Source organism: Caballeronia sp. GAFFF1 (genome assembly GCF_023630705.1).
Classification (GTDB): Bacteria; Pseudomonadota; Gammaproteobacteria; order Burkholderiales; family Burkholderiaceae; genus Caballeronia.
In genome coordinates this window covers 70,482-92,518 of record NZ_JALQEM010000013.1, presented here as the reverse complement: position 1 = coordinate 92,518, position 22,037 = coordinate 70,482, and the positions used below count along the sequence as shown (strand labels likewise).

General features: G+C 65.3%; 23 protein-coding genes and 1 pseudogene. 7 read left to right on the top strand and 17 right to left on the bottom strand.

The features are described 5' to 3' along the window. Positions 1-18: 18 nt before the first annotated feature. The 8 genes from otsA to mltG form a co-directional block, all read right to left on the bottom strand. A complete protein-coding gene (gene otsA / locus NCR37_RS06680; RefSeq protein WP_250472308.1) occupies positions 19-1,404 on the bottom strand; it encodes an alpha,alpha-trehalose-phosphate synthase (UDP-forming) in 1,386 nt (461 codons plus the stop codon). A gap of 130 nt (positions 1,405-1,534) precedes the next feature. After that, complete coding sequence (locus NCR37_RS06675; RefSeq protein WP_175940309.1) at positions 1,535-1,891, bottom strand: Rap1a/Tai family immunity protein; 357 nt, start codon at positions 1,889-1,891, stop codon at positions 1,535-1,537. An 85-nt stretch (positions 1,892-1,976) separates the two neighbouring features. Next, a complete protein-coding gene (locus NCR37_RS06670) occupies positions 1,977-2,723 on the bottom strand; it encodes an ankyrin repeat domain-containing protein (protein WP_250472307.1) in 747 nt (248 codons plus the stop codon). Between the two features lie 69 nt (positions 2,724-2,792). After that, on the bottom strand, positions 2,793-3,581 hold the full coding sequence (locus NCR37_RS06665; protein WP_250472306.1) for a TatD family hydrolase: 789 nt from the start codon (positions 3,579-3,581) through the stop codon (positions 2,793-2,795). A gap of 27 nt (positions 3,582-3,608) precedes the next feature. Then, positions 3,609-4,130: a GNAT family N-acetyltransferase gene (locus NCR37_RS06660; protein WP_250472305.1), complete on the bottom strand. Its 522-nt coding sequence runs from the start codon at positions 4,128-4,130 to the stop codon at positions 3,609-3,611. A 29-nt stretch (positions 4,131-4,159) separates the two neighbouring features. Beyond that, a complete protein-coding gene (locus NCR37_RS06655; protein WP_250472304.1) occupies positions 4,160-5,197 on the bottom strand; it encodes a DNA polymerase III subunit delta' in 1,038 nt (345 codons plus the stop codon). Between the two features lie 17 nt (positions 5,198-5,214). After that, complete coding sequence (gene tmk / locus NCR37_RS06650) at positions 5,215-5,835, bottom strand: dTMP kinase (RefSeq protein WP_250472303.1); 621 nt, start codon at positions 5,833-5,835, stop codon at positions 5,215-5,217. Beyond that, positions 5,835-6,845, bottom strand: a complete 1,011-nt coding sequence (gene mltG, locus NCR37_RS06645; RefSeq protein ID WP_206468128.1) for an endolytic transglycosylase MltG — start codon at positions 6,843-6,845, stop codon at positions 5,835-5,837. The genes tmk and mltG overlap by 1 nt, the downstream gene beginning before the upstream one ends. Before the next feature lie 252 nt (positions 6,846-7,097). Between mltG and NCR37_RS06640 the strand changes: the two genes are divergently transcribed. The 3 genes from NCR37_RS06640 (at position 7,098) to NCR37_RS06630 (ending at position 9,814) form a co-directional block, all read left to right on the top strand. Next, positions 7,098-7,421 (top strand): hypothetical protein, encoded by a 324-nt coding sequence (locus NCR37_RS06640; RefSeq protein WP_250472302.1) that lies wholly within the window; start codon positions 7,098-7,100, stop codon positions 7,419-7,421. 569 nt (positions 7,422-7,990) lie between these two features. After that, positions 7,991-8,977, top strand: coding sequence for a CAF17-like 4Fe-4S cluster assembly/insertion protein YgfZ (ygfZ, locus tag NCR37_RS06635; protein WP_250472301.1), 987 nt, complete (start codon positions 7,991-7,993; stop codon positions 8,975-8,977). A 6-nt stretch (positions 8,978-8,983) separates the two neighbouring features. Next, on the top strand, positions 8,984-9,814 hold the full coding sequence (locus NCR37_RS06630) for an NRDE family protein (protein WP_250472300.1): 831 nt from the start codon (positions 8,984-8,986) through the stop codon (positions 9,812-9,814). A gap of 272 nt (positions 9,815-10,086) precedes the next feature. On the opposite strand, the pseudogene NCR37_RS28690 reads toward NCR37_RS06630, so the two are convergent. The 9 genes and pseudogenes from NCR37_RS28690 to NCR37_RS06590 form a co-directional block, all read right to left on the bottom strand. After that, positions 10,087-10,196, bottom strand: a pseudogene (locus NCR37_RS28690) (alpha/beta hydrolase); the annotation flags it as partial. A 357-nt stretch (positions 10,197-10,553) separates the two neighbouring features. Then, entirely contained in the window at positions 10,554-11,510 is a 957-nt protein-coding gene (locus NCR37_RS06625; protein WP_250472299.1) for an alpha/beta hydrolase, read from the bottom strand. A gap of 2 nt (positions 11,511-11,512) precedes the next feature. Next, on the bottom strand, positions 11,513-12,382 hold the full coding sequence (locus NCR37_RS06620) for an SDR family oxidoreductase (RefSeq protein ID WP_250472298.1): 870 nt from the start codon (positions 12,380-12,382) through the stop codon (positions 11,513-11,515). A gap of 19 nt (positions 12,383-12,401) precedes the next feature. Continuing rightward, positions 12,402-13,406, bottom strand: coding sequence for an NADP-dependent oxidoreductase (locus tag NCR37_RS06615; RefSeq protein ID WP_250472297.1), 1,005 nt, complete (start codon positions 13,404-13,406; stop codon positions 12,402-12,404). Positions 13,407-13,420: 14 nt separating this feature from the next. Continuing rightward, positions 13,421-13,906 (bottom strand): PaaI family thioesterase, encoded by a 486-nt coding sequence (locus NCR37_RS06610; protein WP_250472296.1) that lies wholly within the window; start codon positions 13,904-13,906, stop codon positions 13,421-13,423. 5 nt (positions 13,907-13,911) lie between these two features. Next, entirely contained in the window at positions 13,912-14,214 is a 303-nt protein-coding gene (locus NCR37_RS06605; protein ID WP_175940295.1) for a Dabb family protein, read from the bottom strand. A 63-nt stretch (positions 14,215-14,277) separates the two neighbouring features. Next, positions 14,278-14,904 carry a bifunctional nicotinamidase/pyrazinamidase gene (pncA, locus tag NCR37_RS06600; RefSeq protein ID WP_250472295.1) on the bottom strand — a complete coding sequence of 209 codons (627 nt, stop codon included), beginning with the start codon at positions 14,902-14,904 and terminating at the stop codon, positions 14,278-14,280. 7 nt (positions 14,905-14,911) lie between these two features. Next, positions 14,912-16,996, bottom strand: a complete 2,085-nt coding sequence (locus NCR37_RS06595) for a 3-hydroxyacyl-CoA dehydrogenase NAD-binding domain-containing protein (protein ID WP_250472294.1) — start codon at positions 16,994-16,996, stop codon at positions 14,912-14,914. A 161-nt stretch (positions 16,997-17,157) separates the two neighbouring features. Then, positions 17,158-18,816 (bottom strand): 3-(methylthio)propionyl-CoA ligase, encoded by a 1,659-nt coding sequence (locus NCR37_RS06590; RefSeq protein ID WP_250472293.1) that lies wholly within the window; start codon positions 18,814-18,816, stop codon positions 17,158-17,160. Between the two features lie 116 nt (positions 18,817-18,932). Between NCR37_RS06590 and NCR37_RS06585 the strand changes: the two genes are divergently transcribed. The 4 genes from NCR37_RS06585 to NCR37_RS06570 all read left to right on the top strand — a co-directional run bounded on the left by NCR37_RS06585 (position 18,933) and on the right by NCR37_RS06570 (position 21,991). Next, positions 18,933-20,531: a protein adenylyltransferase SelO gene (locus NCR37_RS06585; protein WP_502800489.1), complete on the top strand. Its 1,599-nt coding sequence runs from the start codon at positions 18,933-18,935 to the stop codon at positions 20,529-20,531. Positions 20,532-20,574: 43 nt separating this feature from the next. Then, positions 20,575-20,997 (top strand): peptide-methionine (R)-S-oxide reductase MsrB, encoded by a 423-nt coding sequence (msrB, locus tag NCR37_RS06580; RefSeq protein WP_250472292.1) that lies wholly within the window; start codon positions 20,575-20,577, stop codon positions 20,995-20,997. Between the two features lie 146 nt (positions 20,998-21,143). Then, a complete protein-coding gene (locus NCR37_RS06575) occupies positions 21,144-21,680 on the top strand; it encodes a septation protein A (protein WP_175940289.1) in 537 nt (178 codons plus the stop codon). Beyond that, positions 21,677-21,991 (top strand): BolA family protein, encoded by a 315-nt coding sequence (locus NCR37_RS06570; RefSeq protein ID WP_250472291.1) that lies wholly within the window; start codon positions 21,677-21,679, stop codon positions 21,989-21,991. Before NCR37_RS06575 ends, NCR37_RS06570 begins: the two co-directional genes overlap by 4 nt. The last annotated feature ends 46 nt before the right edge of the window (positions 21,992-22,037 follow it).

Below are 22,037 nucleotides of genomic sequence, written 5' to 3'. Positions count from 1 at the left end.
AACCGTTTCGCGCGCCTGTTACTTGCGTCGCACGCCGCGAAGGTCGGCCAGGAAATCGTCGCGCCAGACGCCGAGATTGTGTTTGCGCAGCGCCGCCATGTTGGTCTGGTAACGCTGCTGGCGCTCGGCGAGCGGCATGGCGAGCGAACGGGCGAGCGCGTCGCTCATGCCGACGACATCGTGTGGATTCACCATCACCGCGCCCGTCATTTCACCCGCTGCGCCCGCGAACTGCGAGAGCACGAGCACGCCGGGATCGTCCGGATTCTGCGCGGCGACGTATTCCTTCGCGACGAGATTCATGCCGTCGCGCAGCGGCGTCACAAGCCCGATCTGCGATTCCCGGAACAGCGACATCAGCTTCCAGCGGTCATAGCGCTGGTTCAGGTAGCGGATCGGCGTGTAATCGAGGCCGGAATAGCGCCCGTTGATGCGCCCTGCTTCGTATTCGAGGTTCTGGCGGATCTGCTGATACGTTTCGACGTCCGAGCGCGTGGGCGGCGCGATCTGCACGAGCGTGACGTTGCCGCGCCATTCGGGCGATTTCTCCAGAAAATGCTCGAACGCGCGAAACCGTTCGACGAGCCCTTTCGAATAATCCAGCCGGTCCACGCTCATGATGAGCTTGCGGCCTTCGAGACTCTGCTTCAGGTCCATCACGTCCTGCCGCGCCTCGCCGCGCTGCGCCTGTTCCGCGATTTCATCGGGGAATACGCCGATGCGGTACACGCCCGTTTTCAGCTTGCGCCCGAACGCCTCGACGTGGCCGTCCTCGGTCGCCGTGCCGCGCGCGTGCCGCACGATGTAGTCGTGAAACGCGGTCTGATCGCCTTCGGTCTGAAACCCGACGACGTCATAGCAGCACAAAGACCGCACCAGTTCCTCATGCGGCGGAATGTTGAGCAGAATCTGCGGCGACGGAAACGGGATATGCAGGAAGAAGCCGATCCGGTTCGTGATGCCCGCGGTACGCAGCGCCTCGGCGAACGGAATCAGGTGGTAGTCGTGGACCCAGATGACGTCGTCGGGCTCCAGCAGCTTGATGAGCTTGTGCGCGAGCCACGAATTCACGCGGCGATAGCCGGCGTATTCGTCGCGGTCGTAGACGGCCAGATCGTTGCGATAGTGGAAAACGGGCCACAGCATCGCGTTCGAAAAGCCGCGGTAGTACTGGTCGTAGTCCTTCTTCGGCAGGCCGACGGTGGCGAACGTCACGGCGCCGTCCTGCACGAGCGTGGGCCCCTGATTCGCGACGCTCTCGCTCACCACGTCCCCGCTCCAGCCGAACCAGACGCCGCCGCTGTCCTTCAGCGCGCCGAACACGCCGACGGCGAGTCCGCCGGCGGAGCCCTTGGTTTCGGTCGGCGTGGCGACCCGGTTGGATACGACGACGAGACGGCTCATAGGCTTTCCTCTTGCGTTTTTTGTGTGATGTGGGCGAATCGCTGTCCGACGTTCGACTAGCAAACGGCGTGCGGGTTTCCGCGCCGCGTCCGATCACCCGAGCCGCTCTAGGAGGCGCGTCGGCGTTCGTTCAGCGTTCCGCCTTGCAGGGAAACGCCTTGCCGAGACCGAGCGAAACCATCGTCGTGGCGTTGAAATTCGCCTTGTCGGGGTTGTCCGCGATGTACTTGCGCACCGCGTCCGTCAGTTGCTGCGGCTTCACGTCGGCCGGCAGGCAGAAGTACTGGCCGACTTGCGGCCCCGTGGTGCCGCCGATGGCTTCGATCGTGTTGTACACGCCGTCGGCCGCGCCTTCGATATACGCGGCACACGCGGTACGCGAGTTCGGGTCGGTCTTGATGCAGAGCTTGTTGAGATCGTTGCCGGTGAATGCGAACGCGCACACGGGCGTCGCAAGAACACAGGCGATGGCGAATTCCCGCAGCATGGTCTTCCTTGTCTGTTGAGCGGCGGCGTATTGGGGCGAGGCGGCCGCGCCTGACCGCGCTCGCCCGGTTTCGAGCGTAGCGGTGTTATTTTGACCCATTTGCGCCGCTTTGAGCAGCGCCGCCTTGCATGGCGTCGAGGCGCGCCTGCAAACCTTCCGCGACATCCTTCTCGTTGTATTTACGGGCGAAATCCACCGCCGTCATGCCGATCTGGTTCTTCACGCGCAAGTCGGCGCCCTGATCGAGCAGCAGCTTGCACGTCGACAGATGGCCGCCGCGGGCCGCCATCATGAGCGGCGTCGTGCCGTTGGGCGATCCGGCGTCGATGTAGGCGGAATGGTCGAGCAGGATCTTCACGATGTCGTCGTGGCCGTTGGTCGCCGCGTAATGCAGCGGCGTCCAGCCCTTCTTGTTCACTTCGGCGTCCTTCGCGATCAGCAGATTCACGAACGTGGCGTCGCCGTTGAGCGCGGCGAGCATCATCGCGTTCTCGCCGGCGGAGTCCGTCTTTTCGAGGTCCGTGTTCGGGTTGTCGGCGAGCAACTGGCCGACCTTGTCCGACTTCTCGCGCGCGGCGATGACGAGCAGCGGCGCGCCGGTGTTATCGACCGTATTCGGGTCGGCGCCCTGCGCGAGCTGTTTTTTGACCTCGGACACGTCGTCGAACTTGACTGCCTTGATGAGCGAGTCCACGGAAGCGGCCCAGACCGGCTGCGCGAACGCGCACGCCGCGACCAGCGCGCCCGCGAAAAGCCCGCGCACCGCCGCGCGCCTGCCGCCGCGCGCGGCGGGCTGCGTGCGTGCATTCGTGGCGGATTGAGTGGAAACCATCGGGGAATTGTTCATAGTGGACCTTCGAATTGCATGAAACGATGAATCGCGACGCTCGCCCCACAGTGCTCAGGCAGCCGCGCGCGCGATCTTGAAAAGCCGGAAGAAGTTGTCGGTGGTCGCTTGCGCCACCGCTTCGTCCGTCTGCTCGCGCAACTGCGCGATGAAACGTCCGACATAACTCACGTACGCAGGTTCATTCGGCTTGCCGCGATACGGCACCGGCGCGAGATACGGCGAGTCGGTTTCGATCAGCAGCCGGTCGAGCGGCACGCGCCGCGCGACGTCCTGCACGTCCGTCGCTTTTTTAAACGTGACGATGCCGGAGAGCGAGATATGGAAGTTCTGCGCGAGCGCCGCTTCCGCTACGTGCCACGGCTCGGTGAAGCAGTGCATGACGCCGCCCGGCACGCTCGCGCGCTCCTCTTTCATGATGCGCAGCGTGTCTTCCGACGACGACCGCGTATGGATGATGAGCGGCTTGCCCGTCGCGTGCGCGGCGCGGATGTGCGTGCGAAACCGCTCGCGTTGCCATTCCATGTCGGCGATGCTGCGGCCTTCCAGCCGATAGTAGTCGAGTCCGGTCTCGCCGATCGCGCAGACTTTCGGATGCGCCGCCAGTTCGACCAGTTCCGCGACGCTCGGCTCTTTCGCGTCCTCGTGGTCCGGATGGACGCCGACCGACGCATAGACGTTATCGCATCGCTCGGCGATATCGAGCACCGAGGGTAACGTCTCCAGGTCCACCGACACGCACAGCGCATGCGTCACCGCGTGCGCGCGCATGTTGTCGAGCACGTCCGGCAGCCGGTCGGCCAACCCTTCGAAATTGATGTGACAGTGCGAATCGACGAACATCCCGTGCTCCTTGCTACTGATTCTGACTCAGGCCGTCTTTCCCTTGCGCGCGTCTTCCAGACGCAGCCCGAGAATGACGAGATCGCGTTCCACGCCGTCGAGCACCGCGACGCGCGGCAGCGTGCCCCAGGCTTCGAAGCCGAAGCTCGCGAAAAGCCTCATGCTCGGCTCGTTGTGGCCGAAGACGAAGCCGAGCACCGTATCGACCTGCAGCGACGGCGCCTTTTCCAGTGCTTCGCGCAGCAGTTGCTTGCCGAGCCCCTTGCCGCGCGCGCGCTCGTCCAGATAGATGCTGACTTCGACGGTGCGCGCATATGCCGGCCGGCCGTAGAAATCCGAAAAGCTCAGCCACGCGATGACGGCGCCGCCCTCTTCGACCACCCACAGCGGCCGCGCGTTCGGGCCGTGCGAATGAAACCACGCGAGACGGCTTTCGACGCTGACCGGATCGAGGTCCGCGGTCACCTGGCGCGAGGCGATCGTCGAATTGTAGATGGCGACGATGGCGGGCAGGTCGTCGAGGGTGGCGTCGCGATACGTGAGACTCATGGGCAATGGCGTTGGGAACGAAGCGAAAATCAGGCGGTGAAAATCCCGCGATACGCGAGAAACAGTTCTTCGAAGACGAGCCGCGCGTTCAGCGGATGATTCTCCACTGCGCGCTGCCGCGTGACGGCCTTGATGCAGCGGGCGAGCGCGGCAGGATCGGCGGCTTGCGCGCAGCGCGCGAGCGCCTTGCCCGCGCCGGGGAAATAACGCGGCCGGCCGGCGGTGCGTTGCGCGAGCACATCGTAGAGCCAGCGTTGCAGCCAGCCGAGGACCATCGGCACGGGCAGCTTCTGCAGGTTTTCGCCGCACGCGAAGGCATCGCAGTTCGGGCCTGCGGCGAGTTGGGCGAGCGCGAAATCGCGTAGCACGCGGTTTTCGTCGTGCGAGAGCGCCAGCGCGGCGAGCGGCGCCCCGCCCGCTTCGGCGAGCAGGCTCGCGGCGTCGTCCACGCCTTGCGAGGCGAGCCACGCGCGCGCCGCATCGGCGTCGGGCAGGCTCATCGGCCATTGACGGCAGCGGCTGATGATCGTCGGCAACAGCCGGTCGATTCTCGCCGACACGAGCAGAAACACGACGCCCGATGGCGGCTCTTCGAGCGTTTTCAGAAGCGCATTCGACGCGGCCACATTGAGCGCCTCGGCCGGATACAGCAGCACCACGCGCAAGCCTCCGCGATGCGAGCCGAGGCTGCAGAAGTCCAGCAGCGCGCGCACCTGCTCGATCTTGATTTCCTTGCTGGGCGCGCGTGCTTTCTTGCCTTCGCCGTCGTCGGCTTTGTCGGCTGATGCGTCATCCGCGCCCGCCGGTCCGGCCAGCGCGGCGAGCGCCTCGGGCAGCACGGCGCGGTAATCCGGGTGATTGCCTTGCGAGAACCACAGGCACGCGGGGCACGTGCCGCACGGCTCGCCGTTGCCGGCCGGCGTCTCGCACAAGAGCCCCTGCGCGAGATGCTGCGCGAACGCGAGCTTGCCGATGCCCGCCTCTCCGTGCAGCAAGAGCGCGTGCGGCCAGTGCGCGCGCAGTTGCTGGAGGTGTTGCCAGTCGTCGGTTTGCCAGGGGTAGATCATCTTCTATGTCGTGAAGGTCAGAGGCCCGCGATCACGTCTTTCAGACGCTCGCGGATCGCGTCGATCGGCCGGGTCGAATCGACGATGACGAAACGCTCAGGCGACTCCGCCGCGCGACGCAGATATTCGGCGCGCGTGCGCTCGAAGAACGCGTCCGACTCGCTTTCGAACTTGTCCGGCGCTCGCGCGGCCGAGCGGCGGTCGCTCGCGGTCTCGGTCGGCACGTCGAAAAGCACCGTCAGATCCGGATGGAACCCGCCCTGCACCCACCGCTCCAGCGCCTCCAGCTTGTCGCGCGGCAGGCCGCGGCCGCCGCCCTGATACGCGAAAGTCGCGTCCGAAAAGCGGTCGGACAGCACCCAGTCGCCACGCGCGAGCGCCGGCTCGATCACCTGCGCGAGATGCTCGCGGCGCGCGGCGAACATCAGGAGCGCCTCGGTTTCGAGGTCCATCGGCTGATTCAGCAGAATGCCGCGCAGCGTTTCGCCGAGCGCGGTGCCGCCGGGTTCCCGCGTCATGACGACATGGTGGCCGCCCGGCGCGATTTTCTCTTCGAGCTGCTGGCGAAACCAGTCGAGATGCGTGGTCTTGCCCGCGCCGTCGATGCCTTCGAACGTGATGAAAGTGCCGCGCGCCATCATTGACCCCGGATGTACTTGTCGACGGCCCTGTTGTGGTCGCCCAGATTGTCGGAAAAGATGCTGCTGCCGTCGCCGCGCGCCACGAAATACAGCGCGCTGCTCGGGGCGGGGTTCAGCGTGGCGCTGAGCGCGGCCACGCCCGGCAGCGCAATCGGCGTCGGTGGCAGGCCCATGCGCGTGTAGGTATTGTACGGAGTGTCCGTCTGCAGGTCCTTTTTCTTCAGATGGCCTTCGTAGGTCGAGCCAAGTCCGTAGATCACGCTCGGGTCCGTCTGGAGCGGCATGCCGATGCGCAGCCGGTTCGCGAACACCGCCGCCACGAGCGGACGGTCGGAGGCCCGCCCCGTCTCCTTCTCGACGATCGACGCCATGATGAGCGCCTCGTACGGCGTCTTGTACGGCAGGTTCGGCGCGCGCGTCGCCCAGGCTTCGGCGAGGCGCTTTTGCATCGTGCGATACGCCCGCTTGTAGACGGCGAGATCGCTCGTCCCCTTGTCGAAGAGATAGGTGTCCGGGAAGAACAGGCCCTCGGCGGATGCTTTGTCCACTTCCGTCGCGCCGATGGCTTTCAGCAAGTCGATGTCGCTCATCCCGGCCGTGTCGTGCGTGAGCGCGGGATTGCCGTCCAGTTCGCTGCGCATTTTCTGGAGCGTCCATCCTTCGATGACGGTCGCGACGTATTCGTTCACGTCGCCGCGCGCGATTTTCTGCAGCACCTCATAAGGCGTGATGCCGCTCTTGAACGCGTAGTTGCCGGATTTAAGCTGCGCGGACAGGCCGAGCACGCGCGTCATCAGCACGAATAGTTCGGGCTCGACCGGCACGCCGCCGCGATTCAGCTGCGCGCTCACGCTGCGCAGACTGCTGTGCGGCTTGATGGTGACATCGAGTTCGGCGGGCGAAAGCGTCATCGGCCGATTGGCCCAGTAATAGACGCCGCCCGCGACGGCCGCTGCGAGTATCGCGACGAGCAGCGCGGCCACGACGCATTTCTTCAGGAAAGACACGACGAATAGAGGCAGTTATGGAGTGATGACGGAGAGGTGCGCGCCGGTAGGGCAGCGTGCGACTCCCCTCTTGCGGCCGTTCGACCGATTTCGACCCGTATTGTATAGATGCGGCCACGCTTCGGTCAGAGCGGACCGGGCGCGGAACGCGAACGACCGGCCGAACGCGGCACGGCGTTTGCGACTCATTCAATTAAGCAGGCGGTGAGCGTCTGCCTCAATTCCTGGAGAACGATCAAGGAGGAAGAGATCATGAGCAAGGCAATGAGCACATTGATCGCGGCGGTCGCCGCGCTGACGCTGTCGGGCGGCGCGTTCGCGCAGGCGGGCGGCGGCGGCTCGGCGGGCGGTTCCAACGGCGGTTCGACGGGCAGCACGGCGAGCCCCGCGAATCAGGTTAACGGCGCGACGGGCGGCTACGGCTCGCCGGGCGTGACGGGCTCCGCCAGCGGCATGTCCGGCGGCGCGCCGAACTCGGGCCTGCCGAGCAGCACGAACGGCACGGCGACTACCGCTCCTGCCACGAGCAATAACACGCTCGCGACGCCTAGCGTGAGGTCGCCGGCTGGGCAGTAACGGCTGATCGGGCCTGACGAAGACGGCAGTGTGGCGCGGATCATCGCGCCACATGTGGGCAAGCCGTGCTACGGAAGGCCGCCCAAACCGCCTCTCCCAGTTTCGACGACAGGGGCGAGTGAAACGGCCGCCGCGGCATCTGTTTCGAGCCCCTGAACGCACACGATAAGCACGCACCGACGGACAATTCGCCGTCGCGCGGCGCGGGCGTAGTCGACTGTAAGTAGCTGGCGGCGCAATCCGCGACGACTACGCTGGCGGGCCGATCGAGCGCGCCGTCTAACGCCACACGCAGTTCTCCTTGCATGCAGCGGCTAACGCCACCAAGCCGGTCTAGTCGCGGATTCAACCAATCCGGTGAGCCTTTCGCACGACAGGCGCTGGTCGACGCTTACGCGCTAACCGTGCGCCGTGATGCGTATCCAAACAGGCCATAACCCGCCAATCCCTGCCCCGCCGCCGCTCCGCGTCCGTCTAAAACACGCCCCGCCCAACCCCCATATAATGACTTGCCACCTGCGCGGGGCCGGATCGACCGGCCGCGCCTTTCGCATCGACACATCGTCCCTATGAATTCCCAGACCAGTTCCCTCGCCGCCGCCGATTTCGAAGCCGTCAGGACCGCGGGCGTCCACATGCCGCTCACGCAGTTCGGCGTGATCGACGTGAAAGGCGATGACGCCGTCGCGTTCCTGCATAACCAAGTCACCAACGACGTCCAGCATCTCGACGCCTCCACCGCGCGCCTCGCGGGCTATTGCTCGGCCAAGGGCCGCCTGCTCGGCTCATTCCTTATGTGGCGCACAGCCGACGCCGTGCGTCTCCTGATCTCGCAGGACATTCAGGCGCCCGTGCAAAAACGCCTCTCCATGTTCGTGCTGCGCGCGAAAGCCAAGCTCTCCGACGCGACGCCCGAGGTTGCGGCCGTCGGTTTCGCGGGCGATGTGCGCGCGGCGCTCTCCGGCATCTTCGACGCGCTGCCCGATGGCATCCACGTCAAGGTGGAAGGTCCGCACGGCGCGCTGGTCCGCGTGCCGGATGCCGCGGGCCGTCCGCGCTTTCTGTGGGTCGGCCCGAAAGCCGATATCGAGGCGCAGTTGCCGAAGCTCGACGAAAAGCTGCGGCGCGGGCCCGCCGAACTGTGGGACTGGCTCGACATTCACGCGGGCGAGCCGCGCATCACGCAGCCGACCGTCGAGCAATTCGTCCCGCAGATGGTCAACTTCGACGTGCTGGGCGGCGTCAACTTCAAGAAAGGCTGTTATCCGGGTCAGGAAGTGGTGGCGCGCAGTCAGTATCGCGGGACCATCAAGCGGCGCACGGCGCTCGCGCACGGCGAAACGGCCGCGCCCGGCGCGGCGCTCTTTCATTCCGACGACCCCGGCCAGCCGTGCGGCATGGTCGTCAATGCGGCGCCGGCGGAAGGCGGCGGCGTCGATTGTCTGGTCGAAATCAAGCTCGCGGCGCTCGATAACGGCTCGGTGCACATCGGTGCCGTCGACGGTCCGCGCCTCGACTTCCTGCCGCTGCCGTATGCGTTTCCGTCCGACGTCTGATCGCTCATGTGCCTGATCGTCTTCGACTGGCAGCCCGACGCCCGCCCGGACGCGCGTTCCGACGACGCCTGCGCGCTGCTGACGCTCGCCGCGAACCGCGACGAGTTCTTCCGCCGCGATGCCGAGCCGATGCACTGGTGGACCGATGCGCCCGGCGTGCTGGCGGGCCGCGATCTGACGGGCGGCGGCACGTGGCTCGGCGTGAGCCGCGACGGCCGCTTCGCCGCGCTGACGAACTATCGCGCGCCGAGCGAAATGCGCCCGGATGCGCCCACGCGCGGCACGCTCGTGAGCGCGTTTCTCGCGGGCGAACGCGCAACTCCGCTGCACTATCTGCGGCGCGTGGCGGAGCAAGGGCACCGCTATAACGGCTTCAACCTGCTGTGCGGCGATTTCACGCGACGCGAGCTCGGCTGGTACGGCAATCGCGCCGACGCGCCGCCCGCGCTGCTCGAAGCCGGCGTGCACGGTCTCGCGAACAGCCTTCTGAACACGCCCTGGCCGAAGCTCGTTGCGCAGCGGCAGGCGCTCGCCGATCTGATTCATGATGGCGAGCATCCGTCGCTCGACGTGCTGATCGACACGCTGCGCGATCCGCGTATCGCCGATGACGAGCATCTGCCGTCCACCGGCATTTCGATCGAGCGAGAGCGCGTGTTGTCGGCGGCGTTCATCGAGACGCCCGATTACGGCACGCGCAGCACGACCGCGCTGCGCGTGCTGCAGACTGCACGCGGCTTCTCGCTGGCGATCAAGGAGCGCAGCGATGACGACGGCTCGCATCGGGTCGTCAGGCCGGGGAATGTGGGGCGCGCGTTTTCGTTCGATATTGCATGAGCGTGGCTTTCGGCGTCCGCACCGTGTCAGCGTTCGCCGCTTCGGACACCAAACGCCCATCGCGGCGATAAGGGACGGCTCGCATCGTCGAGTTGGGGGACGTTCGGAAGTGCCGCGCCTCAGCTCTCAAACGCGCCTTTCAGCGGCGCGACCGCATCCGCAAGCGCCACTTCCGGCACGAAGCCGCCCATCTTCAAAAACGCGTGGATCACGCGCGGCGATAACGAATGGCTCGCATCATCGAGTTGTGAACCGTTCGACCATGCCGCGCCTCAGCTCTCAAACGCGCCCTGCAACGCCGCTACCGCATCCGCATCCGCATGCGCCGGCGCCACTTCCGGCACGAAGCCGCCATTTTGAAGAACGCGTGGATCACGCGCGGCGATAACGAATGGCTCACATCATCGAGCTGTGAACCGTTCGACCATGCCGCGCCTCAGTTCTCAAACGCGCCTTTCAGCGCCGCGACCGCATCCGCATGCGCCACTCCGGCGCGAAGCCGCCATTTTGAAGAACGCGCGGATCACGCGCGGCGATAACGGACGGCTCGCATCGTCGGAGTTGGAAACGTTCGACCATGCCGCGCCTCAGCTCTCGAACGCGCCCTTTACCGCCGCCACTGCATCGGCATGCGCCACTTCCGGCACAAAGCCGCCCATCTTCAAAACGCGTGCATCACGCGCGGCGATAACGGACGGCTTTCATCATCGAGTTGTGAAACGTTCGACCATGCCGCGCCTCAGCTCTCAAACGCGCCCTTCACCGCCGCTACCGCATCCCCATGCGCCTGCGCCACTTCCGGCACGAAGCCGCCCATCTTGAAGAACTCATGGATCATGCCTTCGTAGCGCGCGAGCGTAACGGGCACGCCCGCGGCCGCAAGCTTCGCCGCGTACGCGATGTCTTCGTCGTAGAGCGGATCATGGTCCGCCGCCGCGATCCACGCGGGTGCCACGCCCGCGAAATCCGGCTGGCCGCCCGCCGCATCGAGCGGCGCGAAGCGCCAGTCGTCGCGGTCGCGGTCGTCGCGCAGATATTGGGCGAAAAACCACTGAATCGTCTCGCCCGAAAGCAGATAGCCCTCGGCCAGCCGCGCATGCGATTCGCTTTGCTGCCGCGCGCTCGTGCCCGGATAGATCAGCAGTTGTAACCGCAACGCAATGCCCGCGTCGCGCGCAAGCACCGCGCAGACGGTGGCGAGCGTGCCGCCCGCGCTGTCGCCGCCGATGGCGAGCCGCGCCGGGTCGATGCCGAGCATCGGCGCTTCGCGCGCGAGCCATTGCAGCGCGTCGAACGCGTCGTTCACGGCGACCGGAAACTTGTGCTCGGGCGCGAGCCGGTAATCGACCGATACCACCGCGCAGCGCGCGTCGTGCGCGAACTTGCGGCAAAGCGCGTCGTGCGTCGCGATGCTGCCGACCGTGAAGCCGCCGCCATGCAGATACAGCAACGCCGGTGCGGGCTCGGCCCAACTCGGCGCGGCGGGATGATAGACGCGCACGCCGATCTCGGCGCCATCGCGCGTGGCGATCTCCATGTCTTCGACGCTATGAAGCGGCGAGGGCGCGATATCGAGAATGGGCGCGCTCATCGCATATGCGGCGCGCGCCTGGCCGGGCGTGAGCATGTGATACGGCGGACGGTTCGCGCGCGCGACCATGTCGAGGATCTGCGCGATCTTGGGATTGAGCGGCATCGTCACACGTCCCGCTTGGTTTCGCCTTTGATCGACATCGGATCGCTCGGATTGCGCAGTTGTGCGATATCGTCGAGCCGCAGTCGAATCGACGCCATGATGCCCGGATGCGTGATCACGTAGAAACGGCCTTCGCGGACCGCGTCGAACGTCATCTCGGCGATGTCGCGCGCCGAGAGCCGCCCGCTTTCGACTGCGCGCGTCAATTGCCGCGCGGCCATTTTTTGCGATGCGGTGAGCGGCGCGTCGTTGGCTAGCGCGTCAGGGCGAGAGCGCTCCGCATCCGCAATGCCGGTCGGCACGAACGCCGGACACAAGAGCGACACGCCGATGGACGCGCCCGCGAGCCGCAGATCGTGATACAGCGTCTCGGTGAGCGCGACGACCGCGTGCTTCGATGCGTTGTAGACGCCCATCGCGGGCGCGGCGAGCAGCCCCGCCACCGACGCCGTGTTCACGATATGCGCCGGTTCCGCCTGCTTCAGCATGATCGGCGTGAACGCGCGCACGCCGTTCGCCACGCCCATCACGTTCACGCCGAAGACCCACTGCCAGTCTTTCGCGCTGTTCTCCCAGATGAAGCCGCCAGCGCCCACGCCTGCGTTGTTGAAGAGCAGATGCACGCCGCCGTATGCATCGAGCGCGGACTGGGCGAGCGCGTCGACCTGCGCCGCATCCGAGACGTCTGTGCGCACGCCGAGCGCATCGCCGCCTTGCGCGCGCACGGCGTCGACGGTGGCGGCGAGCGCGGCGTCGTCGATATCGGCGAGCACGAGCTTCATGCCGAGCGACGCGGCCTTATGCGCGAACTGGCGGCCGAATCCGCTGCCCGCGCCGGTGATGACGGCGACCTTGCCTTCGAAACGATCCACGCGGAATCCTCTGCTGTCGTTAGATCAGCTTCACGAGTTGCTTGCCGAAGTTCTTGCCGCGCAACAGGCCGAGGAACGCCTCGGGCGCGCTTTCGATGCCTTCCGCAATCGTCTCGCGATACTTGAGCTTTCCGGTCGCGACCGCAATGCCCAGTTCCTTCAACGCCTGCGGCCACACGTCCATGTGCTCGCTGACGATGAACCCTTGCAGCTTCAGCCGCTGCGTGAGCAGAAGCGCGGGCGCCTTCATCGGCAAGGGCTTGCCGTCGTAACCGGAGATCATGCCGCATAGCGCGATCCGTCCGAACGCGTTCATGCGCGCGAGCACCGCATCGAGCACTTCGCCGCCGACGTTCTCGAAGTAGCCATCGACGCCGTTCGGCGTGGCTGACTTCAAATCGTCGCGCAGATTGCCCGCCTTGTAGTCGACGCAGGCATCGAAGCCGAGCGTCTCCACCACATAGCGGCACTTCTCCTCGCCGCCCGCGATGCCGACCGCGCGGCAGCCCGCCGCTTTCGCGAGTTGCCCGACCACGCTGCCGACCGCCCCGCTCGCCGCCGATACGACGACCGTCTCGCCCGCTTTAGGCTCGATGATGCGGTTGAGCCCGTACCACGCGGTCACGCCCGGCATGCCGACCGGCCCGAGATACGCGGAAAGCGGCACGTGAGTCGTATCGACTATCTGCATGCCTTTGCCATCGGACGTGCCGTATTCCTGCCAGCCGAACATGCCGACGACCTTGTCGCCCGCCTTGAACGCCGCGTTGCGCGACTCGATCACTTCGCCGACGGTCCCGCCAATCATGACCTCGTTAAGCGGTTGCGGCGGCGCGTACGACTTCGTGTCGTTCATCCGTCCGCGCATGTACGGATCGAGCGAGAGAAAGTGATTGCGCACGCGCACCTGGCCCTCGCCAAGCGGCGCGAGCGGCGTCTCCACGAGCCTGAAGTTGTCCGCCGACGCTTCGCCCTGCGGGCGCGAAACGAGCAGTATCTGACGATTGATGTTGGCGTTTGCCATAGGGAGTCTCCTGATCAGGCGTCGCTCGGTCCGGGCGTGGCCAACGGGTCCGAACGCAGTTTCTGACGCACGACGTCGCGGCCCACCGCGAGCCGCTTCATGTACTTGAACGTGCCGAGCGCCTTCGCGACGAAGTGCCCTTCGCTGTCGCGGATTTCGCCTTCGCAGTAGGCCATCGTCGTCGAGCGGTGCAGCACGCGGCCGTAGCCGCGCAACTCGCCGCGCCCCGGCTGCATGAAGTTCACCTTCATCTCGACGGTGACGACGCCGATGCCGTCGCCCGCGACACTGCGCGCCGCAATGGCGAGCGCCGCGTCAAGCAAGGTCATCGTGACGCCGCCATGCGCGATGCCCCACGTGTTCAGATGCGTTTCGCTAAGCGGCAGGCGCACTTCGCCTTCGCCATCGACGGCTTTCACGAGCTGCACGCCGAGCGCGTCGATGAACGGGCTTTCGATTGCGATGGCCTGGTTCGTGGGCTGTTTCTGCGTATCGGTCATCGCGATCACACTTCGTAGTCGAGGCATTGACGCGCTTCGCGGACCGCCGCCACGAAGTCCTTCACCGCGAGATGCTTCGGATGAACCTGATACGCGTGCAGCGAAGCGGTGTCGTCGAAGTCCGAGACGAGCACGACGTCGTAGGTGCAGTCGAAGCCCGGCTGCGCGATGCCGACCTCGAAGTGTCCCTGCCCTTTCACGAGGCTGCGGCAGGTTTCGAGCTTGGTCTTCAGCTTTTGCGCGTTCTCCGCGCGATTCGCGCCCTCGGCGAACTCTTTCAGCTTCCACATGACGATGTGACGTAGCACGGCGGCTCCTGTTATGCGAATGAACGAACGAAGCGCCAAGCGTAGCAAAAATCGCGATCAGCCTTAGCCGGTTACATCGTCCGACCGCCCCCGCGCGACGCCCGCCGCGCGCATGTCGGACCACGCGCGTTCGAGCGAGCCGTTCAGGTCGATCGCGCGGCACGCGTCTTCGATCACGCTCGCTTCGAAGCCCGCGGCGCGCGCGTCGATCGCGGACCACGCGACGCAATAGTCGGTGGCGAGTCCCGCGAGCCACACGCGCTTCGCGCCCACTTCGCGCAGATAGCCGGCGAGTCCGGTCGGCGTCGCGCGATCCGCCTCGACGAAAGCCGAATAACTGTCGACGCGCGCGTGATGCCCCTTGCGCACGATGAGCCGCGCATGCGGCACGTCGAGATCGCGATGCAGCGCCGCGCCCTGAGTGCCCTGCACGCAATGCGGCGGCCAGAGCACCTGTTCGCCATAAGGCATCGCGATGGTTTCGAACGGCGCGCGTCCCGCGTGATTCGCCGCGAACGACACATGCGACGCCGGATGCCAGTCCTGCGTCAGCACGACATGCGAGAACGCCTTCGCCAGCCGGTTGATGACCGGCACCACTTCATCGCCCCGCGCGACCGCGAGCGCGCCGCCGGGCATGAAGTCGTATTGCACGTCGACGACAAGGAGCACTTCTTCCGCTGATTTCATTCGGCACTCATGCATTGAAGCGGCCGTTGCGGGCCGCCAGTTCGATGATGCGCGCAGCCGGCTGCCACGCTTCGCCGTTGCGTTGCGCGGCGTACTTGCGCATGGCGCGCTCGACGTTCGGCAGGCCGAGCGTGTCGGCATGAAACATCGGCCCGCCGCGCCAAAGCGGAAAGCCGTAGCCCGTCAGATACACGATGTCGATATCCGATGCCTTCGCCGCGATGCCTTCTTCCAGAATCTTCGCGCCCTCGTTGACGAGCGACAGCACGAGCCGCTCGACAATCTCGGCGTCACCGATCTCCCGCCGCGCGATGCCTTGTTCCTTGGAATACGCGACGATCATGTCGTCCACTGCCCGCGACGGCTTCGCCTCGCGCGAGCCCGTCTCATAGTCGTACCAGCCCGCGCCGGTCTTTTGCCCGAAGCGACCCAATTCGCACAGCCGGTCCGCGACGCCCGAATAGCGCATGTCCGGCTGCTCCCGATAGCGCCGTTTGCGAATCGCCCAGCCGATATCGTTGCCCGCCAAATCGCTCATGCGGAACGGACCCATAGCAAAGCCGAACGTCTCGATGGCGCGGTCGATCTGCGCCGGCAGCGCGCCTTCTTCGAGCATGAAAAGCGCCTGCCGCAGATATTGCTCGATCATGCGGTTGCCGATAAAGCCGTCGCACACGCGCGCCACCACCGCCGTCTTGCCGATCTTTCTGGCGAGCTGCATGACGGTCGCGAGCACGTCCTTGTCCGTCTTCTCGCCGCGCACCACTTCGAGCAGCTTCATGACGCTGGCAGGACTGAAGAAGTGCATGCCGATCACATCGCCGGGACGCTGCGTGAATGCCGCGATTTGGTCGAGATCGAGTGTCGACGTATTCGACGCGAGGATCGCGCCCTGCTTCGCGGTCGCGTCCAGTTGACGGAAGACTTGCGCCTTCACGTCGAGGTCCTCGAACACGGCTTCCACGATCAGATCGGCTTGCGCGAGATCGGCGTAGTCGAGCGTCGGATGCACGAGTTGCATGCGGGCTTCGACCTGTCCTTGCGTGAGCTTGCCCTTCTTCACCTGCGCTTCGTAGTTGCGCCGCACGGTGGCGAGGCCGCGATCGAGCGCGTCCTGTTTCGTTTCCAGCAGCACGACCGGCAAGCCCGCGTTGATGAAGTTCATCGCAATGCCGCCGCCCATCGTTCCCGCGCCGATCACGCCGATGCGGTCGATTTTTCGAACCGGCGTATTCGAAGGCACATCGGCGATCTTGCTAGCCGCGCGCTCGGCGAAGAAAGCATGGCGCAGCGCGCGGCTTTCCGGCGTCTGCACGAGAAAGAGAAAGCACTCGCGCTCGAAGGCGAGACCGCGATCGAAGCCTTCCTTCGCGCCCATTTCGATCGCATCGATGCACTTGTGAGGCGCGGGAAAGTGCCTGGCTTTCTCAGCAATCGCATGACGCGCGGCTTCGAAGCAACGCGCGGCGTCGGGATGCGTAATCGGGCGATCGCGCACTTTCGGATGCGGACCGCCTCGTTCGGCCATGCGTCGCGCGAAGCCGATGGCGGCATCGAGCAAATCGCCTTGCGCCATTTCGTCGAAGAGCGCCGTGTCGGCGAGCTTTTCCGATCGCACCGGCATGCCGGACACGATCATGTCGAGCGCCCGCTCCAGTCCGACGACGCGCGGCAGACGCTGCGTGCCGCCCGCGCCCGGCAGCAAGCCGAGCTTCACTTCCGGCAGCGCGATCTGCGCGCCCGGCAACGCGATGCGGTAGTGCGCTCCGAGCGCGAGTTCCAGCCCGCCGCCCATCGCGACCGCGTGGATGGCCGCGACGACCGGCTTCTCGCTGCCTTCCACGGCCTTGATGACGGTGGCGAGCGTCGGTTCCTGCGTGGCTTTCGGCGTATTGAATTCGGTGATGTCCGCGCCGCCCGAGAACGCCTTGCCCGCGCCGATCAGCACGATTGCATGCACCGACGCATCGCTTCGTGCCCGCTCGATGCCCTCGACGATGCCAAGCCGCGTCGAATGTCCGAGCCCGTTGACCGGCGGATTGTCGAGCGTGATGACGGCAACGCCTTCGCGGATCGTATAGTCGACTGCCATGGGTGTTCCCTCTCGCGTGATGGCTCATTGTGGGCGATCGGGCAAAAATATACAAAGACGAACGACCGTGCAATTCGGCTATGCCCTCATGCGCTGCGATCGCTCGATAAAAGAACGCCCCGCGGCGCGGCGCGGGGCGTGCGAGCGAATATCAAGAACGCTCAGACGGCTTTCTCTTCCGCGACAGGGAGAACATGATCGCGGTACTGCTCGCGCAGCCGCACCTTTTGAAGCTTGCCCGTGGCGGTATGCGGCAACTCGTCGGCGAACACGACGTCATCCGGAATCCACCACTTCGCGACCTTGCCTTCGTAGAACGCGAGCAATTCGTCGCGCGTGAGCGTCGCACCCGGCCGCAGCACGGCGACGATCATCGGCCGCTCGGTCCACTTCGGATGCGAACACGCGATGCACGCGGCCTCCGCCACTTGCGGATGCGACATCGCGATGTTCTCCAGATCGATCGAGCTGATCCATTCGCCGCCCGACTTGATCACGTCCTTGCTGCGGTCCGTGATGTGCATGAAGCCGTCCGCGTCGATGGTCGCGACGTCGCCGGTCGGGAACCAGCCGTCGACGAGCGGGGATTCGTCGCGGCGGTAATAGCGGTCGATGACCCACGGCCCGCGCACGTATAGATCGCCGAACGACTGGCCGTCCCACGGCAGCTCGCGGCCGTCGTCGCCGACCACCTTCATGTCCACGCCGAAAAGCGCATGCCCCTGCTTTTCGCGCGATGCGCGCTGCTCCTCCGGCGTGCGCTGCTTCTGGCGGAACGACAGGCGCGCGAGCGTGCCGAGCGGCGACATCTCCGTCATGCCCCACGCGTGAATCACTTCGACGCCGTATTCTTCTTCAAACGTGCGCAGCATCGCGGGCGGACACGCGGAGCCGCCTATGACGGTGCGCTTGAGCGTCGTGAAGCGCTTGTCCGCCTGCTTCATGTAATTCAGGAGTCCGAGCCAGACCGTCGGCACGCCCGCCGAATACGTGACGCCTTCCGCCTCCATGAGTTCGTAGAGCGACTTGCCGTCGAGGTCCTTGCCCGGAAACACGAGCTTCGCGCCGACGAGCGGCCCGGCATGCGGAATGCCCCACGCATTGACGTGGAACATCGGCACGACGGGAAGAATGGCATCGCTCGACGAAGCGCCCATCGCATCGGGCAGCGCGGCGGCGTACGCATGCAGCACGGTCGAGCGATGCGAATACAGCGCGCCTTTCGGATTGCCGGTCGTGCCCGACGTGTAGCAGAGAAACGAGGCTTGCCGCTCGTCCAGCACCGGCCACTCGAACACGCCGTCCTGTGGCGCGATGAGGCTTTCGTAGCTCATCACGGGCACGCTCATGTCGCCGAGATGTTCCGCGATGCACGACGCATCGCCGAGCGCGATCCAGCCCCTCACATTCGGACAGTGCGGCGCGATGCGTTCGACGAGCGGCCCGAACGTCATGTCGAAGAAGACGTATGAATCGTCGGCGTGGTCGATGATGAACGCGATCTGATCCGGAAAGAGCCGCGGATTGATGGTGTGGCACACGGCGCCCATGCCGCTCACGCCGTAATAGCACTCCAGATGCCGATAACCGTTCCACGCGAGCGTGCCGATGCGCTCGCCCTGCCCGACGCCGAGGGCCGCGAGCGCCTGCGCGAGTTGCTTCGCGCGCTTTTCGCAATCGCGATACGTGTAGCGATGAATGTCGCCCTCGATGCGCTTCGACACGATCTCCGTATCGCCGAAGTGGCGCGCCGCATGCGAGAGCAATGACGACGCGAGCAGCGGAATGTCCATCATCTGACCGTAAAGCGGCGACGCCATGTGTGAAGTCCTCGACGAGTGGATGGTCCGAACGATGGTCCGACAGCTGCCCGAGTGCCGCCCTGCAGGCCCGCGGGCGCGGAATTACAATATCGTTTAACTCAGAGGCGCTCAACATGTCGTTTTCCCCAAGCAATGCCGTGCGCGCAACGACCGGCGCAGCCGATGAACGCGATTTTTCCGCTCAGTCGATGCAAGAAGTCGCCGAGTCGATTCAAAGCAACCGTCCCGGCTCGTTCGCCTCGCTCGGTCCCGCGTTTCTCACCCGCCTTCCCGCCACGCCTGTTCCCGATCCTTACGTCATCGCCGTGTCGCGCGAGGCGGCCGAACTGCTCGGCTTCGACGCGCGCATCGCAGAAGACGAACCAGCCGCGTTCGCCGCTTACTTCGCGGGCAATCCCACGCGCGAATGGCCGCCCGAGGCGCTGCCCTATGCCGCGGTCTATTCGGGGCATCAGTTCGGCGTATGGGCCGGGCAATTGGGCGATGGCCGCGCGCTCACGCTCGGCGAAGTCGACCGCGCCGGCGCGCGACTCGAAGTGCAGCTGAAGGGCGCGGGCCGCACGCCGTATTCGCGCATGGGCGATGGCCGCGCGGTGCTGCGCTCGTCCATCCGCGAGTTCCTGTGCTCGGAGGCGATGCATCATCTCGGCATTCCGACGACGCGCGCGCTCGGCGTCATCGGCTCCGACTTGCCGGTGCGCCGCGAGACCATCGAGACGGCGGCGATCGCCACGCGCATCGCGCCGAGCTTCTTGCGCTTCGGCAACTTCGAGCACTTCTATGCGAACGAGCGCGTGGACGAGCTCAAGACGCTGGCCGATCACGTCATCGAGCGTTTCTATCCGCAGTGCCGTGACGCCGACGATCCGTATCTCACGCTGCTCGATGAAGTCGTGCGACGCACGGCGGAGCTCATGGCGCAATGGCAAGGCGTGGGCTTCTGCCACGGCGTGATGAATACGGACAACATGTCGATTCTTGGCCTCACCATCGACTACGGTCCGTTCGGTTTCATGGACGGCTTCAACGCGCATCACATCTGCAATCACTCGGACACGCAAGGCCGTTATTCGTATAGCCGGCAGCCGCAGGTCGGGTACTGGAACTTGTTCTGTCTCGCGCAGGCGCTCGTGCCGCTCTTCGGCGCCAGGCTGGCGGAAGAAGGCCGCGCGGAACGCGTGGTCGAGGAAGCGCAGAAGGTGCTCGAACGCTACAAGACGTATTTCGCGCCCGCGCTGGAAGACAAGATGCGCGCAAAGCTCGGTCTCGCGACCGCGCGCGAAGGCGACGACAAGCTCGCCAACGGTCTGCTGGAGATCATGCATGCGAATCGCGCGGACTTCACGCTGACGTTCCGCAATCTGTCGAAGCTCGCGAAAGCGGATGCATCGGGCGATGCGCCCGTGCGCGATCTTTTCCTCGACCGTGCGGCCTTCGACGCCTGGGCCGTGCAGTATCACGAGCGCCTCGCGCATGAATCGCGCGACGATGCCGCCCGCGCCGCGGCGATGAATCGCGTGAATCCGAAATTCGTCCTGCGCAATCATCTGGCCGAGCAGGCCATCCGGCAGGCGAACGAGAAGGATTTCTCGGAAGTCGCGCGCCTGCTCGACGTGCTGCGCCGCCCGTTCGACGAGCAGCCCGAAAACGAGGCTTACGCCGGCTTGCCGCCGGACTGGGCGAGCGATCTGGAAGTCAGTTGTTCTTCCTGAGCCCGCCCCCAACTACATAGTCCAGAGCAACGAAAGGAAGACCATGAACCGAGACGACACCCCCGGCGCCACCGAGCATCCGCTGCAAAAGGACGATGCGGTCTATCGCCGCGAACTCAACGACATGCAATATCAGGTCACGCGCCATGCGGCGACCGAACGGCCGTTCACCGGCGAGTACTGGGATCACTTCGAGCGCGGCGTGTATGACTGCGTGTGTTGCGGCACGCCCCTCTTCGAATCCGACACCAAGTTCGACGCCGGCTGCGGCTGGCCGAGCTACTTCAAGCCGATCAACGGCGAAGTGATTCAGGAAAAGACCGACCGCTCGCACGGCATGCTTCGCATCGAAGTGCAGTGCAAGAACTGCGGCGCGCATCTCGGCCATGTATTCGAGGACGGCCCCGCGCCCACCGGCCTGCGGTATTGCATCAATTCGGCTGCGCTACAATTCGAACCCAAGTAACCGGGTTCGGCCTTGAACGGACACGCGCCGGCACGCTCGCGCATGAGCCGTGTCCCGTATTCGACCCCGCCCGCTCTTTTGAGCGGGCGTTCGCTTGCTCTCGTCGCGCCCCGCGCCACACGACTCGCCTCACCTCCGAAACGCCAATGAAATTCCTGTTCGATCTGTTTCCGATCATCCTCTTTTTCGTCGCTTTCAAGATATGGGGCATCTATACGGCGACGGCCGTGGCGATCGCGGCGACGCTCGTGCAGATCGCGTGGGTCGCGTTCCGGCACCGCAAGGTCGATCCGATGCTGTGGGTGAGCCTGGGCGTCGTCGTGGTGTTCGGCGGCGCGACGCTCGTGCTGCATAACGACACGTTCATCAAGTGGAAGCCCACTGCCCTCTACTGGCTCTTCGCATTCGCGCTAATCGTCGCGCAAGTCGGCTTCAGGAAGAACCTGATCGAAGCGATGATGGGCAAGCAGATCGTTCTGCCGCATCGCGTATGGGGACAGTTGAATATCGCGTGGGCGGTGTTCTTCGCGCTGCTCGGCATCGTGAACCTCTTCGTCGCCTATCACTTCACGACCGACCAGTGGGTCAACTTCAAGCTCTTCGGCGCGACAGGCTGTCTTGTGCTCTTCATCGTCGCGCAGAGTTTCTGGCTCGCGAAGTACATGAAGGAGGACAACCAATGACCGATCCATTCGATTTCATGGCCGCAAGCGCGCAGGAGAAAATCGCGCATCTCGAAGCGCGGCTGAACGCCGCGCTCGATCCGCAGTCCGTCCATATCGAGGACGACAGCGCCGCGCACGCGGGCCACGCCGGCGCCGCGTCAGGCAGCCACTACACGGTGACCATCGTCGCGGAACGCTTTGCCGGCAAGGCGCGCGTGGCACGGCATCGGCTGGTGTATGATGCGCTGGCCGAAGAAATGCGGCGCGGCGTGCACGCGCTCGCCATCCGGGCTTATACGCCGCAAGAGTTCGCAGAACAATTCGATTAAATCGCGGTTCGGCCCGATCTCGCTAAACCCGCCTTTGAAGGCGTCT

Coding starts and splice junctions, on each gene's coding strand:
- otsA (WP_250472308.1), bottom strand. CDS start 1,404: ATGAGCCGTCTCGTCGTCGTATCCAACCGGGTCGCCACGCCGACCGAA.
- NCR37_RS06675 (WP_175940309.1), bottom strand. CDS start 1,891: ATGCTGCGGGAATTCGCCATCGCCTGTGTTCTTGCGACGCCCGTGTGC.
- NCR37_RS06670 (WP_250472307.1), bottom strand. CDS start 2,723: ATGGTTTCCACTCAATCCGCCACGAATGCACGCACGCAGCCCGCCGCG.
- NCR37_RS06665 (WP_250472306.1), bottom strand. CDS start 3,581: ATGTTCGTCGATTCGCACTGTCACATCAATTTCGAAGGGTTGGCCGAC.
- NCR37_RS06660 (WP_250472305.1), bottom strand. CDS start 4,130: ATGAGTCTCACGTATCGCGACGCCACCCTCGACGACCTGCCCGCCATC.
- NCR37_RS06655 (WP_250472304.1), bottom strand. CDS start 5,197: ATGATCTACCCCTGGCAAACCGACGACTGGCAACACCTCCAGCAACTG.
- tmk (WP_250472303.1), bottom strand. CDS start 5,835: ATGGCGCGCGGCACTTTCATCACGTTCGAAGGCATCGACGGCGCGGGC.
- NCR37_RS06640 (WP_250472302.1), top strand. CDS start 7,098: ATGAGCAAGGCAATGAGCACATTGATCGCGGCGGTCGCCGCGCTGACG.
- ygfZ (WP_250472301.1), top strand. CDS start 7,991: ATGAATTCCCAGACCAGTTCCCTCGCCGCCGCCGATTTCGAAGCCGTC.
- NCR37_RS06630 (WP_250472300.1), top strand. CDS start 8,984: ATGTGCCTGATCGTCTTCGACTGGCAGCCCGACGCCCGCCCGGACGCG.
- NCR37_RS06625 (WP_250472299.1), bottom strand. CDS start 11,510: ATGCCGCTCAATCCCAAGATCGCGCAGATCCTCGACATGGTCGCGCGC.
- NCR37_RS06615 (WP_250472297.1), bottom strand. CDS start 13,406: ATGGCAAACGCCAACATCAATCGTCAGATACTGCTCGTTTCGCGCCCG.
- NCR37_RS06610 (WP_250472296.1), bottom strand. CDS start 13,906: ATGACCGATACGCAGAAACAGCCCACGAACCAGGCCATCGCAATCGAA.
- pncA (WP_250472295.1), bottom strand. CDS start 14,904: ATGAAATCAGCGGAAGAAGTGCTCCTTGTCGTCGACGTGCAATACGAC.
- NCR37_RS06595 (WP_250472294.1), bottom strand. CDS start 16,996: ATGGCAGTCGACTATACGATCCGCGAAGGCGTTGCCGTCATCACGCTC.
- NCR37_RS06590 (WP_250472293.1), bottom strand. CDS start 18,816: ATGGCGTCGCCGCTTTACGGTCAGATGATGGACATTCCGCTGCTCGCG.
- NCR37_RS06585 (WP_502800489.1), top strand. CDS start 18,933: ATGTCGTTTTCCCCAAGCAATGCCGTGCGCGCAACGACCGGCGCAGCC.
- msrB (WP_250472292.1), top strand. CDS start 20,575: ATGAACCGAGACGACACCCCCGGCGCCACCGAGCATCCGCTGCAAAAG.
- NCR37_RS06575 (WP_175940289.1), top strand. CDS start 21,144: ATGAAATTCCTGTTCGATCTGTTTCCGATCATCCTCTTTTTCGTCGCT.
- NCR37_RS06570 (WP_250472291.1), top strand. CDS start 21,677: ATGACCGATCCATTCGATTTCATGGCCGCAAGCGCGCAGGAGAAAATC.